At 32.3% G+C, this 14,941-nt stretch carries 15 protein-coding genes and 1 pseudogene; 9 read left to right on the top strand and 7 right to left on the bottom strand.

Annotated features, from left to right (window positions below; genetic code table 11):
* Window positions 1-175 precede the first annotated feature (175 nt).
* From HXZ69_RS11630 to HXZ69_RS11640, 3 genes are read right to left on the bottom strand one after another with little or no spacing between them, the layout of a single operon-like run.
* Window positions 176-865: an SDR family NAD(P)-dependent oxidoreductase gene (locus HXZ69_RS11630; RefSeq protein ID WP_286496073.1), complete on the bottom strand. Its 690-nt coding sequence runs from the start codon at window positions 863-865 to the stop codon at window positions 176-178.
* Window positions 834-1,823: an ABC transporter ATP-binding protein gene (locus HXZ69_RS11635; protein ID WP_286496074.1), complete on the bottom strand. Its 990-nt coding sequence runs from the start codon at window positions 1,821-1,823 to the stop codon at window positions 834-836. The genes HXZ69_RS11630 and HXZ69_RS11635 overlap by 32 nt, the downstream gene beginning before the upstream one ends.
* Entirely contained in the window at window positions 1,820-2,824 is a 1,005-nt protein-coding gene (locus HXZ69_RS11640; protein WP_286496075.1) for a FecCD family ABC transporter permease, read from the bottom strand. The genes HXZ69_RS11635 and HXZ69_RS11640 overlap by 4 nt, the downstream gene beginning before the upstream one ends.
* Before the next feature lie 85 nt (window positions 2,825-2,909).
* On the opposite strand from HXZ69_RS11640, the gene HXZ69_RS11645 reads away from it, so the two are divergent.
* From HXZ69_RS11645 to HXZ69_RS11655, 3 genes are read left to right on the top strand one after another with little or no spacing between them, the layout of a single operon-like run.
* Window positions 2,910-3,272 carry a hypothetical protein gene (locus HXZ69_RS11645; RefSeq protein WP_180906144.1) on the top strand — a complete coding sequence of 121 codons (363 nt, stop codon included), beginning with the start codon at window positions 2,910-2,912 and terminating at the stop codon, window positions 3,270-3,272.
* 51 nt (window positions 3,273-3,323) lie between these two features.
* Complete coding sequence (locus HXZ69_RS11650; protein WP_286496076.1) at window positions 3,324-4,298, top strand: TQO small subunit DoxD; 975 nt, start codon at window positions 3,324-3,326, stop codon at window positions 4,296-4,298.
* Between the two features lie 2 nt (window positions 4,299-4,300).
* A complete protein-coding gene (locus HXZ69_RS11655) occupies window positions 4,301-4,879 on the top strand; it encodes a TlpA family protein disulfide reductase (RefSeq protein WP_286496077.1) in 579 nt (192 codons plus the stop codon).
* Between the two features lie 79 nt (window positions 4,880-4,958).
* Here the strand turns inward: HXZ69_RS11655 and HXZ69_RS11660 are convergent, their stop codons facing one another.
* From HXZ69_RS11660 to HXZ69_RS11675, 4 genes are read right to left on the bottom strand one after another with little or no spacing between them, the layout of a single operon-like run.
* Complete coding sequence (locus tag HXZ69_RS11660; RefSeq protein ID WP_286496078.1) at window positions 4,959-7,208, bottom strand: multicopper oxidase domain-containing protein; 2,250 nt, start codon at window positions 7,206-7,208, stop codon at window positions 4,959-4,961.
* Between the two features lie 12 nt (window positions 7,209-7,220).
* Window positions 7,221-7,649, bottom strand: coding sequence for a hypothetical protein (locus tag HXZ69_RS11665; RefSeq protein ID WP_371875732.1), 429 nt, complete (start codon window positions 7,647-7,649; stop codon window positions 7,221-7,223).
* Between the two features lie 21 nt (window positions 7,650-7,670).
* Window positions 7,671-8,495, bottom strand: a complete 825-nt coding sequence (locus HXZ69_RS11670; RefSeq protein WP_286496079.1) for a DUF3347 domain-containing protein — start codon at window positions 8,493-8,495, stop codon at window positions 7,671-7,673.
* Window positions 8,496-8,505: 10 nt separating this feature from the next.
* Entirely contained in the window at window positions 8,506-9,078 is a 573-nt protein-coding gene (locus HXZ69_RS11675; protein ID WP_180906139.1) for a helix-turn-helix domain-containing protein, read from the bottom strand.
* 215 nt (window positions 9,079-9,293) lie between these two features.
* Between HXZ69_RS11675 and HXZ69_RS11680 the strand changes: the two genes are divergently transcribed.
* The 6 genes and pseudogenes from HXZ69_RS11680 to HXZ69_RS11705 all read left to right on the top strand — a co-directional run bounded on the left by HXZ69_RS11680 (window position 9,294) and on the right by HXZ69_RS11705 (window position 14,489).
* Window positions 9,294-9,920 (top strand): hypothetical protein, encoded by a 627-nt coding sequence (locus HXZ69_RS11680; RefSeq protein WP_219034431.1) that lies wholly within the window; start codon window positions 9,294-9,296, stop codon window positions 9,918-9,920.
* The gene (locus tag HXZ69_RS11685) at window positions 9,921-10,481 is read left to right on the top strand and encodes a DUF4256 domain-containing protein (protein WP_219034430.1); all 561 of its coding nucleotides are present in this window, start codon (window positions 9,921-9,923) and stop codon (window positions 10,479-10,481) included. It abuts the gene before it with no gap.
* A gap of 267 nt (window positions 10,482-10,748) precedes the next feature.
* The gene (locus HXZ69_RS11690) at window positions 10,749-11,618 is read left to right on the top strand and encodes a heme/hemin ABC transporter substrate-binding protein (protein ID WP_219034429.1); all 870 of its coding nucleotides are present in this window, start codon (window positions 10,749-10,751) and stop codon (window positions 11,616-11,618) included.
* Window positions 11,619-11,634: 16 nt separating this feature from the next.
* A complete protein-coding gene (locus HXZ69_RS11695) occupies window positions 11,635-12,666 on the top strand; it encodes a FecCD family ABC transporter permease (RefSeq protein WP_286496080.1) in 1,032 nt (343 codons plus the stop codon).
* Window positions 12,666-13,370: pseudogene (locus HXZ69_RS11700) on the top strand (ATP-binding cassette domain-containing protein); the annotation flags it as partial. The gene HXZ69_RS11695 and the pseudogene HXZ69_RS11700, both read left to right, overlap by 1 nt.
* 81 nt (window positions 13,371-13,451) lie before the next feature.
* On the top strand, window positions 13,452-14,489 hold the full coding sequence (locus tag HXZ69_RS11705; RefSeq protein ID WP_286496085.1) for a hemin-degrading factor: 1,038 nt from the start codon (window positions 13,452-13,454) through the stop codon (window positions 14,487-14,489).
* Window positions 14,490-14,941: the final 452 nt, after the last annotated feature.

Here is a 14,941-nt window from a genome sequence, read left to right on the forward strand (position 1 = left end):
TCTGTTTTTAATTGTTTGTACATTGATAATTAAAATCAAGGTTTTTTGCAGCTAAAAACCGTAGCTATTAAAGCTATCATCGCGATTAAATATCTCATAAAATGTTAATTTATTACAAGATATAAAAAAAGTCGCACAAGAGCGACTTTTACAATTTATCTAAATTCTATTTTTCTTAAGGCGTAGAAATAGAAGCTTGTTGAATTTTTCCATTGAAATATTTCCAACCATTCAATCCAAAATCTACCAAATATTCGGCCATTTCATCTGGTTGTAAAGGCGCAATATATCCCGGAAACGCTTCTTCTAACATTTCTGTTTGTACCGCTCCCAAAGCTACTGCATTTATTCTTGGTCCAAGTTCATTCAACTCCTCTGCTAACAATTCAGTCAAATTAACCGTTGCAGATTTTGAAGACGAATAAACAGACAAACCAGGAAATTTCACTGAACCTTGTACAGCTCCCATTGTCGAAATATTAACTACATGAGAAGATGTATCAAATTTTGGCATCAAAACTTGTATCAAGCGATAAGGTGCCATAAAATTAATCTGCCAAGAAGTTAACAAATCCTCTTGTTGAATTTCTATAAATGGTTTGTTTATACAAACTCCTGCATTATTGTACAAAACATCTACTTTATTCCAGGATTCCACAGCTTTCAAAACTTCTGCAATCTCATCAAAATTAGACAAATCAACACCAATAAACTGATATTGATTTTCTTTTGCAAACGCAGTTAATTCCTTCAATTTATCTACATTTCGAGATACTGTCAACACTCGGTTTCCTAATTCCAAATGTTGTTTTGCCAATTCAAAACCAATTCCTCTACTCGCTCCCGTTACAATTATATTTTTCATAGTGTTGTACAAAATTTACAATTTCTTCTATCGTTTCAAACTTTATTCCTTCAAAGATGATGTTATTTTCTGTGATTTCAATATGATTTTCCGCATTATTTTCAACAGAAATTCCATTACGAATTAAGGCATTTTTTACCCAAAAAGCCAATTCCGAATTTCCTTTTACACCAATCGTTTTAGAAAATGATTTTTGTGTCGAAAAGCGATTATTTTTTTCATCATATATCAGATTTTGATTGGATAACTTCTGAATAATTTGATGTTCAAAAGCCATTTGTTCTGGAATATTTTCGAAAAGATTTCCATTTTCAATCCACCAAATTTTATCCGCTTTCTCTAAAGCAAAATCAACTTCGTGTGTGATCATTAGAAATGATTTATTCGTTTTCGATTTTAATTCATTCAGTAAATTGAAAATTCGATATTGATTCGCTAAATCTAAATTAGAAGTCGGTTCATCCAAAATCACCAATTTCGCATCTTGACACAACGCACGCGCAATCATCACCAATTGCAATTGACCTTCGCTAATTTCATTTGCAAATTGATTTGCTAAATTTGTAATTCCGACCAATTCTAATACCTCATCAATTAAGTTTTGTTCTTCCTCAGAAATCTTTTTCAAAACCTTGTGATAAGGCAAACGTCCCATCGCAACCAATTCCAAAACTTTAATCTTTGGAATAATTGACAAACGTGGTAAAACAACCGCAATTTGCTGTGCTATTTCTTGAGAAGATAATTTTTTGATTGAATTATTTTCTAAATAAATTTCTCCATTCAACGTTTTCTGAAAACCTAAAATCGAATTAATCAACGTTGATTTTCCTGCACCATTTTTTCCTAAAACAGCAACTAATTCATTCGAATTTATAGTCGCATTTATAGCTAAAACAATTTCTTTAGAACCATATCCAACTGAAACATTTTCTAATTTCAAAATGGTATTTTTCATCGAACTTCGTTTTTATTATTCAACAAAATACTAATGACAATTGGCGCTCCAAATAACGCTGTAATGATATTAATCGGCAACGTTCCAAACGGAAAAACTTCTGTCAAAATCGAAAATAACAGCATAAAAAATATACCCGAAACGAAAATCCATCGATACAAAATTTTCATATCACCTGTCCGTAATAATGTTCTGCAAATATGTGGAACTGCCAATCCTATAAAGCTAATTGGTCCTGCAAAAGCCGTAGCTGACGCCGTTAATAATGCTGTCGAAACTAAAATCGTAAAACGTAATTTTTTGATATTAATTCCTAATGATTGTGCATATTTTTCGCCTAATAATAAGGCTGTAATTCCACGTAAAGTGAATAATGAAATGATGATTCCACTCAAAACAAATAAACCAAAAACGCCTAATTGTTCCCAAGACAATCCGCTTAATGAGCCAAATCCCCAAACTAAATACGCTTTTATTTTATCGGAAGGAGCAAAATATTGCATCATGCCTATTAATGCGCCTGCTAAACCTGCAATCATAAATCCTATAATCACCAAAGATGCCGATGATTTGACACGAAATGATAATGAAATAACCAAAAATAACGCAACAATTGCGCCCAAAAATGAAGCTATAATTGTAATCCAAGGATTATTAAGAAATTCTTCTAAACCAATCATCGAAAAAAGAAAAATCACAATCGCAACGCCTAAACTTGCCATCGAAGTTATTCCCAAAACAGAAGGTTCTGCCAACGGATTTTTGAATAATTCTTGCATTAAAAAACCTGAAATTGGCAACGAAATTCCGACTAATAAAGCAGTTAATGATTTTGGTAAACGAAAATTAAGAACAAGATTATGCAACATTTCGTCTGAGTGACCAGAAAACACATTAAAAATTTCGATGAAAGAAATCGAGACTTTTCCAACACTTAAACTCAAAACAAAAAGTAAAAGTGTTAGAATTATTAAAACAAAAAATAGTGGTTTTTCTTTCATCAAGACAAAGATAGAAATTCTAATAATTTCTTAAAGTTTAATTGTGAATTGGTTTTTATTGAAAATTAATGATTAGTTTCGTTCCATGAATTTTAGAAGTTTCGTTTTAATCATCTCTTCAATTTTTGTGCTACTTACACCATGTAGCATTAAAGCTTCTATTCATACGATTTTGGACGTAGAAAATGTTCATCAAACGAAAACTTCTCAAGTCAAAATTAATCAAAATCATTCGAATTCATGTTCGGTTGTCAAGTTTGAAACGATTAAAAAATCGACAAAAAATCTTGATGTTCCGAATTTTGATTTACCAGATTCATCTATTCATTTCATTGGGTTAGCACGTTCTTCATTAATCGAAGAAGATATTGATTCGAATGAAATTCAATCACCAAAAATACCTTTTTATCTGTTGTATAAGCAATTGAAGTATTCGTTGATGTCTTAATTTTTCACAATTAATTTAGACAACAATATTCAATCACTTATATAAAATTTCATGCAAAATAAATCTGTTTTATCAATGGGTAATGCTGTATTGGCATTACGTTTAGTCATTGGTTGGACGTACTTTTCTGCCTTTTGGAGGCGTTTAATTTTAGAAAATAAACTCGATCCAGAAGCTACAGGTTATATTGGCGAAAAATTCAATCATTTTTTACCAAATGCCCTTTTCATCAAACCACTTATTCAATATTTAGTCGAAAATCCTGAAGCCTTACTTTGGAACATGTGGATTTTCACCATTGTAGAAGGCGTTGTAGGCTTACTCTTAATGCTTGGTTACAAAACACGAATCATGAGTATAGCCGTTTTCTTTTTGGCAATAGGAATTTTACTTGGTTCCGGCTGGATTGGTACAACTTGTCTGGATGAATGGCAAATTGGTGTTTTAGGATTAGCTGGAGGTTTTACGCTATTTCAGGCTGGTTCAGGAAAAATTTCGTTGGATTATTTTTTCAATAAAAATCAATTTATTCAACAAGAAAATAATTGGAATTCAATTTCAATCAAAAAGTATAGACCTTATTTTGTAGGTTTTAGTTTTTTTATTTTATTCGTTACTTTGTTTACAAATCAGGTTTTTCATGGTGGAGTTTACGGGACTTTACACAATAAATCTGTCAAACCAAAAGTGGAAATATCTAATTTGAAACAATATCAAAACAAGGTTTCATTTGATGTAATGCGAATAGAAGGCGCTGATGTTTATGGCTCTTTTTTAATCCAAATTGATTTTCATAATCATCAAAATGAAATAATTGAAAGTTTGGATATGAAAGAGTTATCAAATTTGGACAAACAACAAATTTCGAATTATTATGTAGCAAAAGTTACACCGCACAAACACAGTTTGGTGTTACCTTTGGGTGCGAAAGCAAATCTGAATTTTGATATTTCAGACAAAATTCACAAAGTAGTTTTAACCGATATAAGCGGATTACAATGGGAACAAACAATAACAAATTTATAGCAATGTTAAAAAGAAATTATTCAACAATTATCATAGGAGCGCTGGCTTTGGTCTTACTTTTTGTGCCAGAAGCAAAAGCAATGATGCAACAAGGTTTAATGAAATTAGGCTTATTTGAACCGAAATTAGAAAAAGTTGAACCAACAACTCAACCAAAATCTGAAGCAAATTATACGTTCGAAATGATGTATGCTGACGGAAAAGCAATCAACATGGAAGACTTGAAAGGTAAAGTTGTTTTCATGAATTTTTGGGCAACTTGGTGTCCTCCTTGTATTGCGGAAATGCCGTCAATTCAAAAATTGTATGATAAAGTAAAAGATGACAAAGACATCGTGATTTTGACGGTTGAAGTAGAAGGAAAACGTGATAAAGTAGCAAAATTTATGGAACGTAAAAATTTATCGTTGCCTGCCGTTTATCCAAATTCATCTATTCCTACTGAATTTTTTAACGGTTCTTTACCAACAACTGTTATTTTAGACAAGAAAGGAAATATTGCACATACAACAATGGGAATGGCGGATTATTCTGGACAAGATATTGTTGATTTCTTGAATGAATTGAAAGCAATGAACTAATCTTTTAAGAATTATAAAAACATAAAAAAAGCTTCAAGAAAATTCTCGAAGCTTTTTATGTTTTATACTATTTATATTTCTAATAAACTAACCTCAATCCTACACCGAATCCCATATCGCTATCGTAATGAGTTCTGATGTGCATATTTCTGTTCAAGATATAGCTCAACTCGCCCATATATTCTTTATCTGTATTCCACATAAAACCAGCGCGAACTCGTTTTGAAATTGGAATATCCTCTCTCATCAGTTGCAAACGAACTTTTCCTGTATGATAAATTTCGGTCTGAAAATCAATTAACATTGGTAATTTATACACAAAACCAGCACTGAATAATCCTTTGTTTCTATCTGTTTTTTGACCAAAAATATTCTTTTCTACAATTCCGTGGTCTGTTAACATTTTGTGTTGATTCCAATCAAAACCTACAAAAACTTGAAACCATTGATTTCGATCAATAAAACGTCCCAAATGTGTTTCTACTTCATAACCGTGTTCTGGTTTGTAACCAATTCCCCACTCCGAAGTAAAAGCCCAACGTGCATCTTGCACCATCAACATACCATCTAAACCATTTGTAGCGAAATCATTTTCTACCATAACATGCTTCATGTTACTTTCCATTTGCAACATTTTATAGGCATGTTTTTTATTTGGTAAATTAGGATTTTGATAATCTCCAACCTCAAAAACACGGTTCATTCCGCCCATCATGTGATACAAAATATGACAATGGAAAAACCAATCACCTTCTGTATTTGCCTCAAATTCGATGACATTTGTTTCCATTGGCATAATATCCAACACGTTTTTCAACGGAGAATATTCACCATTTTTATTAATGACACGAAAATCGAAACCATGTAAATGCATCGGGTGACGCATCATCGAGTTGTTGTACAAGGTAATACGCAGAATTTCACCTTTTTTCACTAGAATTTTATCCGATTCCGAAAACACTTTGTTATCCATACTCCACACATAACGATTCATATTTCCTGTTAATTCGAAACGCATTTCTTTTATTGGAGCATCTTTCGGAAGTGTTGTGTTTTCAGGCGCTTTCAGCATTCCATAATTTAAAGTGGTAATGTTTGAGGATGTATTTCCATGCGAAGAATGATCCATTTCAACCATTTCTGAATGATTTTCAACAGAATCTTTCTTTGATTTTTTAGATTTCTTTTTCGCTTCGCCAGAAATTTCAGGATACATCACAGTGTTCATGTCCATTTGCTGTAAGCTCATTTTCATTCCCATATCGTTCATTGTTCCGTTCATATTCATCATGTCGTTCATCATCTTCATTCCTTCAAAATACTTCAATTTCTGAAGTGGTTCCATCAATTGTTTCTTTCCTTCACCAATGAACAACGAAGCCGAACCCGTTCTATCCTCAGAAGTTGCCTGAAATTCATACGACAAACCACCTTCAGGAACCGTCACCACCACATCATAGGTTTCGGAAACGCCAATAATCAAACGATCAACCTCTAAAGGTTCTACGTCATTTCCATCATTTGCTACAACCGTAATTTTGCCACCTGCATAACGCAACCAAAAATAAGTGGATGCACCACCGTTCGAAATTCGTAAACGTACTTTATCACCAGCTTTGAATTGTTTCAGTTGACTTTCATTCTGCGCATTTATCAAGAATTTTTCGTAATAAACATCGCTTACATCCATTGCCAGCATACGTTTCCATTCGCTGGTAATTTTTGTTTTGAAATGACCTTCACGAATTGCTTCAGCATAACTTTGCGTAGAACCTTTTTTGATTCCCGCCCAATCGTTTGCATTGTGCAACATTCGCTGAATATTTTCAGGTTTCAAATCAGTCCATTCGCTCAACATCACAGGAATTGTAGGTAAATCATCAATTCCTTTTCGGAAAGTTGGATCGTTTTCGCGTTTCTTCAAAATCATCGAACCGTACATCCCGATTTGTTCTTGATACCCCGAATGACTGTGGTACCAATGCGTTCCGTTCTGAATAATCGGAAATGAATACGTGTACGTTTCACCAGGTTTGATTCCCATCTGCGTCAACATCGGAACTCCATCTTCCTTATTCGGCAACCACACGCCGTGCCAATGCAACGAAGTATCTTCATTCAATTTATTATGTACTCGAATTACCGCTGTATCGCCTTCCGTAAACTCTAAAGTAGGCATCGGAATTTGACCATTTACTGAGATTGCTCTTTTCTCTTTTCCAGAAAAATTAACAATAGTATCACGTACATATAAATCATATTCTACACGTTTTTGAGCCTGTAAAGCAATCGTCGAAGGAACTAAAAGTAAAAAAAGTAATTTCCTCATGTGAATGATTTATTATAACTGACTAAACTTCTTATAATTCTCCTCGTTTTCGAAATAATCAACATTTCCTTGCTGATCTTTCAAAACGATATACGCATTTGCTTTATCAATCTCTTTTCCTGTAAAAGGATCTTTTGCTTTACGCGCAGTTTCATCATTCGGAATTCTTTCTACACACATCTTACAACATCCATAATAGGTTTTTCCATCATAAGGAACTTCGAACTGATCTTTGCCCATATATGCATTGTTCACCATACAAACTTGCTTATTCGGAACCTTATCTCCAACATTGTAAGCCGTTGTTTGCGAAGGTTGCATCATATCTGACATCTGTTCTTCATGAACAGTAACTGTTGGTTCTTCTGTTTTATTTTGACAAGATATTAATGCAAAAACACTTAATATTGAAACACCTAAAACTATCTTTAAATTCTTCATTTTCATTCTATTTTTTAATTATTATTTCAATGTTTCAACTGTGCTTCCGCATGTCAACATCATATTTCCGTAGAAAGGATTTTTAATATCTGATTCTTTACTCAACCAATTCGAACCGCCGTTAAACATTGGACAATTTTGATAATAAACTGTATATCCAAGATTTGTTTTTTGAGCTAATTTGTACATTCGCGCTGATAATTTTGCAAAAGTTGTACGTTGTTTTTCAATATTTTTTTCTTGCGATAATTGCTTCGAAGTTGTTTCTAAATCATTCAAAACTTCCATCCAAACCATATGCAATTCATGCGAAAGTTTACCCATTTCTACAGTAGAAATTGATTTAGTAAATGCTGTAATTTGTTTCGAAATTTCACTTTCATTTGCTTTTACAAAAGCATCTTTCAACGAAAAGTAAGTATCAAAAACTTGTGACAATTGATTTTTTTGTTGAGAAGCTTCAGTTTGATTATGAGTAGAATGATCCATTTCTTGATGGTTCATCAACATTTTTTTATCCCGAGAATATTGACAATCTTTTTCCAATTTTGCATAAGCTTCATCAGGCGCCATATACTCTGAGTTATCAAAACCTGCTAGCGCAATATTTTTCAAGATTTCGTTCGAATTTGTTTTTGCTTTATTATATGAAATCGAAGCTGTTTGAGTCGTTGTGTCAAAATCTACTTTCGAAATTCGAGGTTGATTTCCTGCTTTTTCAATTAATTCTTTTGCATTTGCACAACTTCCTTTCACTTGAAATTGTTTGGTTTCTTGATTTTTAAATTGTGCATTTGCAGCAAAAGCAAGAAAACTTCCGATGATTAAAAAACTATACTTTTTCATGATTTTTAATTTAGATTTTATCAATTGGTCGACGCGTATGTTTGCTCAATTGTTTAAAAACAGAAGGCGTTAAACCAGTTACTTTTTTGAATTGTGCACTAAGATGTGCTACACTCGAATAATTCAATTGAAATGCTATTTCACTCAACGATAATTCATCATAAATCATTAATTCTTTGACTTTTTCTATCTTTTGTTGAATAAAATATTTCTCAATTGTTTGCCCTTCCATTTCCGAAAAAAGATTCGAAATATATTTATAATCTAACTTCGTTTGTTCGCTCAAATAATCAGATAAATTGACTTTCAGTTCGTTATTTTCTTGATGAACCAATTGAATAATCAATGTTTTGATTTGTTCAATCAACTTACTGCGTTTATCATCGATTAATTCAAAACCAACTTCTTCCAATTCATTTCGAACCAATTCTAATTGATCAGCATCAATCGGATTTTTCAATTCAACTTCTCCCAATTCGATATGATTTGTTTCGATGTTATTCATCTTCAAAATTCGTCCAACCACTACTTTACAGCGATGACAAACCATATTTTTTATAAATAATTTACTTGTATTTTCCATAATATATTCTTCGAAATTGAGCGATTTAATCCACTTAAATTTACAAAATCTTATGTTACAAATTTCGTACAACTTCATTTCAAAAGATTATACAATTTGGAAGATGATATATATAATTTTCAGATTAATCATTTTTCATTAACCTATTCTTGATAAATGAATTACCAAAATCATCTGTTTTTTGAATATATTTGATAATAATAAAATCACTTAAAATGAAAGCTACCAAAACTCTAACATTTATTCTTACAATAAGTTTATGTTCTATTTTTTCATGTTCAAAAAAAGAAGAAATTACAAATACGAATAAACAAGTCAAAAATGAAACAGATCATAATTCTGATTCATTTAATATAGAAAACATTCCAGTTTCTAATGTAAACTTCAGTGAATTTGGAGAATTTCCACATATTGGAATTCCTGAAAATGTGAAATTTACTAACTCTCCATTAGAAAATGAAACTGGTGAAATCTATTTCCCTATTGGTAAGAAAAATGATTTTGTCAAATTAACTGGTAAAACTTTTAAAGCATTTTTAAGCAAAAAAGATAATGATACAAAAGATTGGTCTGTTGAAGAAATTACTCAAAACTTTGATGATAATATAAAAAAACTTGGTGGTGTTTTAATTTTTAATGGAAAGTTGACAAATGAACAAACTGACTATCTTAACAATAATGATAAAACTTTAGGCGAAGAAGGTTCTATTGATTATTGGAACGAACCTGTAAGAGTTTATGCCATTAGAAGTGCGAAAGGAGATAATATTTACGTTCAATTATCTCTTAATTCGGCTAGTGGTGCCATTCAAATATTACAAGAAAAATCAAAAAATAAATAAATGCCTCAAAAAGAACTAACTCCGTCAGAACAAAATAACTGCATTCAAATTTTGAAAGAGCGTTTTGAGAAAAATATGCACAGACATCAAGATTTGGATTGGCTAAAAATTGAAGAGAAAATCATTAATCAACCTGAAAAAATTTGGTCTTTGCATCAAATGGAAATCACTGGTGGTGAACCTGATGTTATTTTTTATGAGGATAAAACAGACGAGTATTATATTGTAGATTGTTCGGCAGAAAGTCCGAAAGAGCGTAGAAGTTTGGCGTATGATTACGAAGGACAGACGTCTCGCAAAGAACATCAACCAAAAAATAATGCGATAGATGTTGCAAAAAGCATGAAAATTGAATTATTGACCGAAGAAGAATATCGTTTCTTGCAAGCTGTAGAAATTGTCGATCAAAAAACCTCAAGTTGGTTAAAAACACCTGAAAAAATTAGAGAATTAGGCGGTGCTATATTTGGCGATTATCGTTACGGAACTGTTTTTATTTATCACAACGGCGCACAATCTTATTATGCAGCTCGTTGTTTTAGAGGAATTTTAAAAGTTTAGGTACTTTAATAATTATTGTTTACGCTCCACTTATCACCTTTCAAGAGAGGAAATATTCATTTATTTAAAACAAATCATCGCCATGTTGAACTCGTTTCAACATCACATTCTTTTTTTTGTTAGCAACAAACCTTCAAATAAAATCATTATCAATTAATCAGTTATCTATAATCACAATATTTATTTTAAATTATTCTAAATAAATATTGCCTAACTAAATCTTTTTCCTAATATTTGTATTTTAATTTAGACTTAATACAAATAATAATGAAAAAACTATTTATTTCTACTGCAATCTTAGCGCTATTAGCAAGCTGCACGAATAAAGAAGCAAAAAATGAATCGACTGAAGAAGTAAAAACAGAGAATACTATTTCGAAAGAAAAAATTGTTTCTTTAAATGGAGCGATTACTGAAATTTTAGCTGATTTAGGAGAAGAAAATAACCTTGTTGGTGTTGATGTAACAAGTACTTACCCTACTTCTGTAAAGGAAAAAGCGACAGATTTGGGACATACTCGTTCTTTGTCAATCGAGGCTTTATTGGCTTTGAAACCAACAAAAGTATATGCAACGGATAAAGACTTGAATCCAGAACAAATTGCACAACTAAAAAATGCTGGAATTCAGACTGAAATTGTAAAACAAGATTATTCAGTTGAAGGAACGAAAGAGTTAGTAAAAACGGTTGCAACTTCTCTAAATAAACAAGATTTTGATGCTATTACTACTAAAATTGATACAGATTTAAAAGCTGTAAAACCTTTGGCTACAAAACCAAAAGTATTGTTCATTTACGCTCGTGGAGCAGGAAATTTGATGGTTGCTGGAACAAACACACCAATGGAAAAAATTATTGGAATTGCTGGTGGACAAAATGCCATTACAGAATTTGAAGATTTCAAACCATTAACACCAGAAGCAGTTGTAAAATCAAATCCTGATTATATTTTGATGTTTGACAAAGGCTTAGAAAGTATTGGTGGCGTTGACGGCGTATTAAAATTAGAAGGTGTAGCTTCTACAAATGCAGGAAAAAACAAAAAAATCATCGCGATGGATGGTCAATTGGTTTCTGGATTTGGACCACGTGTCGGGCAAGCAGCAGCGCAATTAAATCAATTACTTCAAAAATAAAAAAGTCTAAAACAATATGTATCCGCAAATCAGAATACATCTTTCTTTGTTAAGTTTAAGCATCTTTGGTCTTGCAATTCTTGCATTATTCTTGGGTGTTTATCAATTTAACGAATCCATCCTATCCATCATCAATAAAGCGATTACCAATAGAACTGCTATCAACGACAGCGATTATTATGTGCTTTTCGATTTACGATTACCACGTATTATTATGTCTATTTTGGTAGGTGCTGGTTTGGCAGTTGCAGGAACTTGTCTACAAGGTATTTTCAAAAATCCATTGGCATCTCCAGACTTGATTGGGATTACATCAGGAAGTATTTTATTTGCTGCAATTACGATTGTTTTGGGAGGATATATCAAAGATTTTGTTCCAGAAATTATCCATTACTCATTGCTTAGTTTGATGGCATTTGTCGGCGCTATGTGTTCCACAGTTTTTGTGTATAAAATTTCTTCGCATCATCAAAAAACAAATATCACCATTTTGTTATTGGCTGGTGTTGCAATTTCTGCGCTTTGCGGTTCTGCAACAGGACTTTTAACATATCTATCTACAGAAGAAGAATTACGCAATCTAACATTTTGGACATTAGGTAGCATTGCAAGTGCTAACTGGGACAAAATCTTAATTTTAGGAATTGTTATTAGCATCAGTTTTTACTTTTTAATTGGAAAAGGAAAAATATTAAACGCGATGATGTTGGGCGAAAAAGATGCTGAACATTTGGGAATTAATGTCGAGAAAACAAAAAAACAAATCATCGTTTTTTCAGCTTTATTGGTTGGTACAATTGTTTCTTTTACAGGAACAATCGGATTTGTAGGGTTAATCGTTCCCTATATTTTACGATTAGTCTTCAAATCAAATTATGTGATAATTCTTCCATTATCTGCATTCTTAGGCGCGATATTAGTCATTGTTGCAGATACAATTAGTCGAACATTAGTTGCTCCATCCGAAATTCCAATCGGAATTTTAACTTCATTAATGGGAGCGCCAGTTTTTATTTCAATTTTAATGAATTATAAAAAATCATTGTAATGTTAGCGGTAGAAAATATTAATTATCAACACAAATCATTCAAGATCTTAGATACGATTTCGTTTGATGCAAAAGTAGGAAAAATGATTGCAATCGTTGGACCAAACGGTGCTGGAAAATCGTCTTTATTGAGCTATATCGCGAATGAAATTGAACCAAATGCTAACCTAATTCGACTAAAAGACATTGCCTTAAAAAATTGGAAAAAAGAAGATTTACCGCAACATAAAGCTAAATTTTCGCAACATCAACCAACTGATATTCCACTAACAGTGAAGGAAGTTGCGCTGATGGGACGTTATCCATATTTCCAAAATTCACCTCAACAACAAGACATCGATGCTGTTGATTATTGGATGACCAAAACCGATATCAATCATTTAAAAGACAGGGATTACATTCATCTTTCTGGTGGCGAAAAACAGCGTGTACATTTGGCGCGCGTTTTTGTGCAATTGGAGAATGAAGTCAATCAAAAACTACTATTATTAGACGAACCTTTGAATAATTTGGACGTTTCTCATCAATTTAATTTGTTAGAAATTCTGAATGATTTTAAACAAAAAGGAAACTTAGTAATTTTGGTGATGCACGACCTTAATTTGGCTTCTCAGTTTGCTGATGAAGTGATCTTGATGAACAAAGGAAAAATTGTTTATCAAGATAGTCCAGAAAAGGTTTTCCGACCAGAAATCATTTCCAAAATTTATAGATTTCCTTGTACCATTTGTAAAAATCCAATCGACCAAAAACCACTTATTTTATTCGGTAAAAAAACAATTACAATGAACACACTTACAGATTTAAAACAACAATGGAAAGATTTGAAAGCAAATCAACCTAAAATTAGAATACGTAACGCAGCGAAAGAACTTGGCGTTAGCGAAATGGAACTTTTAGCAACACAATTAGGCGATAATGTTACAAAATTAAAACCTGAATTTGCTGCGATTTTACAAGAAATAGAATCACTTGGAAAAGTGATGGCTTTGACGCGCAACAACGAATGTGTACACGAACGCAAAGGTATTTACCTAAATCCTGATTTTTCTTCACCTCACGCACAACTTTTTGTTGGGGAAGATATTGATATGCGAATTTTCTTGAATCATTGGAAAACCGCTTTTGCAGTTGTAGAAAAATCTGAACATGGAGAACGCAAAAGTTTACAATTTTTCGGAAAAGATGGTGAAGCAATTCACAAAATATATTTGGTTCCGCAAAGCAATGTAGAAGCATTTGATGCATTGGTTGAGAAATACAAAGACGAAGAACAACAAGCAATTCCTGCAACAGAAATCATCGAAAATAATGTTACAGAAAAATCTGATAACGAGATTGATGTTGAAGGTTTTCAACAAGCTTGGGTTGAGTTGAAAGACACGCACAATTTCTTTACAATGTTACGCAAATTCGGAGTTACACGTACACAAGCGTTGCGTTTGGCTCCGACAGATTATCATGCAAAACAAATTTCAAATGAAGCAATTGTTCAATTCTTAGAAAAATCTGCCGAATTGCAAACACCAATCATGGTTTTCACAGGAAACAAAGGAAATATTCAGATTCATACAGGTGAAATTAAACGTACGATGTGGCACGAAAACTGGTTCAATATTTTGGATCCAGATTTTAATATGCACTTGGATATGTCAAAAATTGCCTCGACTTGGATTGTTAGAAAACCTACTGAAGACGGTATCGTAACAGCGATTGAGGTATTTAACGATAAAGGAGAAATTATTGTTCAATTCTTTGGGAAAAGAAAACCAGGTATTCCTGAATTGGAGCAATGGCGCGAAATTGTTGCTGAATTGAATTAAGAAGAATCTAACCAAATCTTATATTTCACACTAAATTTTACCCGATTAATAGAAAATGTTAATCGGGTTTTTTATTATTTTCCTTTTTCTATATAGATATGCTTTGTATAAATAGTAGCGTATCTATCATAAGATATCCACAAAGTAAAAAGTAAAGGTTGATTTTATAATTATCAATGTACAAACAATTAAAAACAGACTTGTTTATAATAAACCAAGGACTCGGGTAAGATAAAACAACTGTGTTTATAATAAACCGAGGACTCGGGTAAGGATAAACAGACCTGTTTGTAATAAACCGAGGACTCAGGTAAGGTAAAACAACTATGTTTATAATAAACCGAGGACTCAGGTAAAGTAAAACAACTATGTTTATAATAAACCGAGGACTCAGGTAAGGTAAAACAACTATGTTTATAATAAACCGAGGACTCAGGTAAAGTAAAACAACT

The sequence above is a fragment of the Empedobacter sp. R132-2 genome, assembly GCF_030324375.1.
GTDB lineage: Bacteria > Bacteroidota > Bacteroidia > Flavobacteriales > Weeksellaceae > Empedobacter > Empedobacter falsenii_B.

Excerpts from the sequence above, each read along its gene's own strand:
- HXZ69_RS11630 (WP_286496073.1), bottom strand. The coding sequence starts at position 865 with ATGAAAAATATAATTGTAACGGGAGCGAGTAGAGGAATTGGTTTTGAA.
- HXZ69_RS11635 (WP_286496074.1), bottom strand. The coding sequence starts at position 1,823 with ATGAAAAATACCATTTTGAAATTAGAAAATGTTTCAGTTGGATATGGT.
- HXZ69_RS11640 (WP_286496075.1), bottom strand. The coding sequence starts at position 2,824 with ATGAAAGAAAAACCACTATTTTTTGTTTTAATAATTCTAACACTTTTA.
- HXZ69_RS11645 (WP_180906144.1), top strand. The coding sequence starts at position 2,910 with ATGAATTTTAGAAGTTTCGTTTTAATCATCTCTTCAATTTTTGTGCTA.
- HXZ69_RS11650 (WP_286496076.1), top strand. The coding sequence starts at position 3,324 with ATGCAAAATAAATCTGTTTTATCAATGGGTAATGCTGTATTGGCATTA.
- HXZ69_RS11655 (WP_286496077.1), top strand. The coding sequence starts at position 4,301 with ATGTTAAAAAGAAATTATTCAACAATTATCATAGGAGCGCTGGCTTTG.
- HXZ69_RS11660 (WP_286496078.1), bottom strand. The coding sequence starts at position 7,208 with ATGAGGAAATTACTTTTTTTACTTTTAGTTCCTTCGACGATTGCTTTA.
- HXZ69_RS11665 (WP_371875732.1), bottom strand. The coding sequence starts at position 7,649 with ATGAAGAATTTAAAGATAGTTTTAGGTGTTTCAATATTAAGTGTTTTT.
- HXZ69_RS11670 (WP_286496079.1), bottom strand. The coding sequence starts at position 8,495 with ATGAAAAAGTATAGTTTTTTAATCATCGGAAGTTTTCTTGCTTTTGCT.
- HXZ69_RS11675 (WP_180906139.1), bottom strand. The coding sequence starts at position 9,078 with ATGGAAAATACAAGTAAATTATTTATAAAAAATATGGTTTGTCATCGC.
- HXZ69_RS11680 (WP_219034431.1), top strand. The coding sequence starts at position 9,294 with ATGAAAGCTACCAAAACTCTAACATTTATTCTTACAATAAGTTTATGT.
- HXZ69_RS11685 (WP_219034430.1), top strand. The coding sequence starts at position 9,921 with ATGCCTCAAAAAGAACTAACTCCGTCAGAACAAAATAACTGCATTCAA.
- HXZ69_RS11690 (WP_219034429.1), top strand. The coding sequence starts at position 10,749 with ATGAAAAAACTATTTATTTCTACTGCAATCTTAGCGCTATTAGCAAGC.
- HXZ69_RS11695 (WP_286496080.1), top strand. The coding sequence starts at position 11,635 with ATGTATCCGCAAATCAGAATACATCTTTCTTTGTTAAGTTTAAGCATC.
- HXZ69_RS11705 (WP_286496085.1), top strand. The coding sequence starts at position 13,452 with ATGAACACACTTACAGATTTAAAACAACAATGGAAAGATTTGAAAGCA.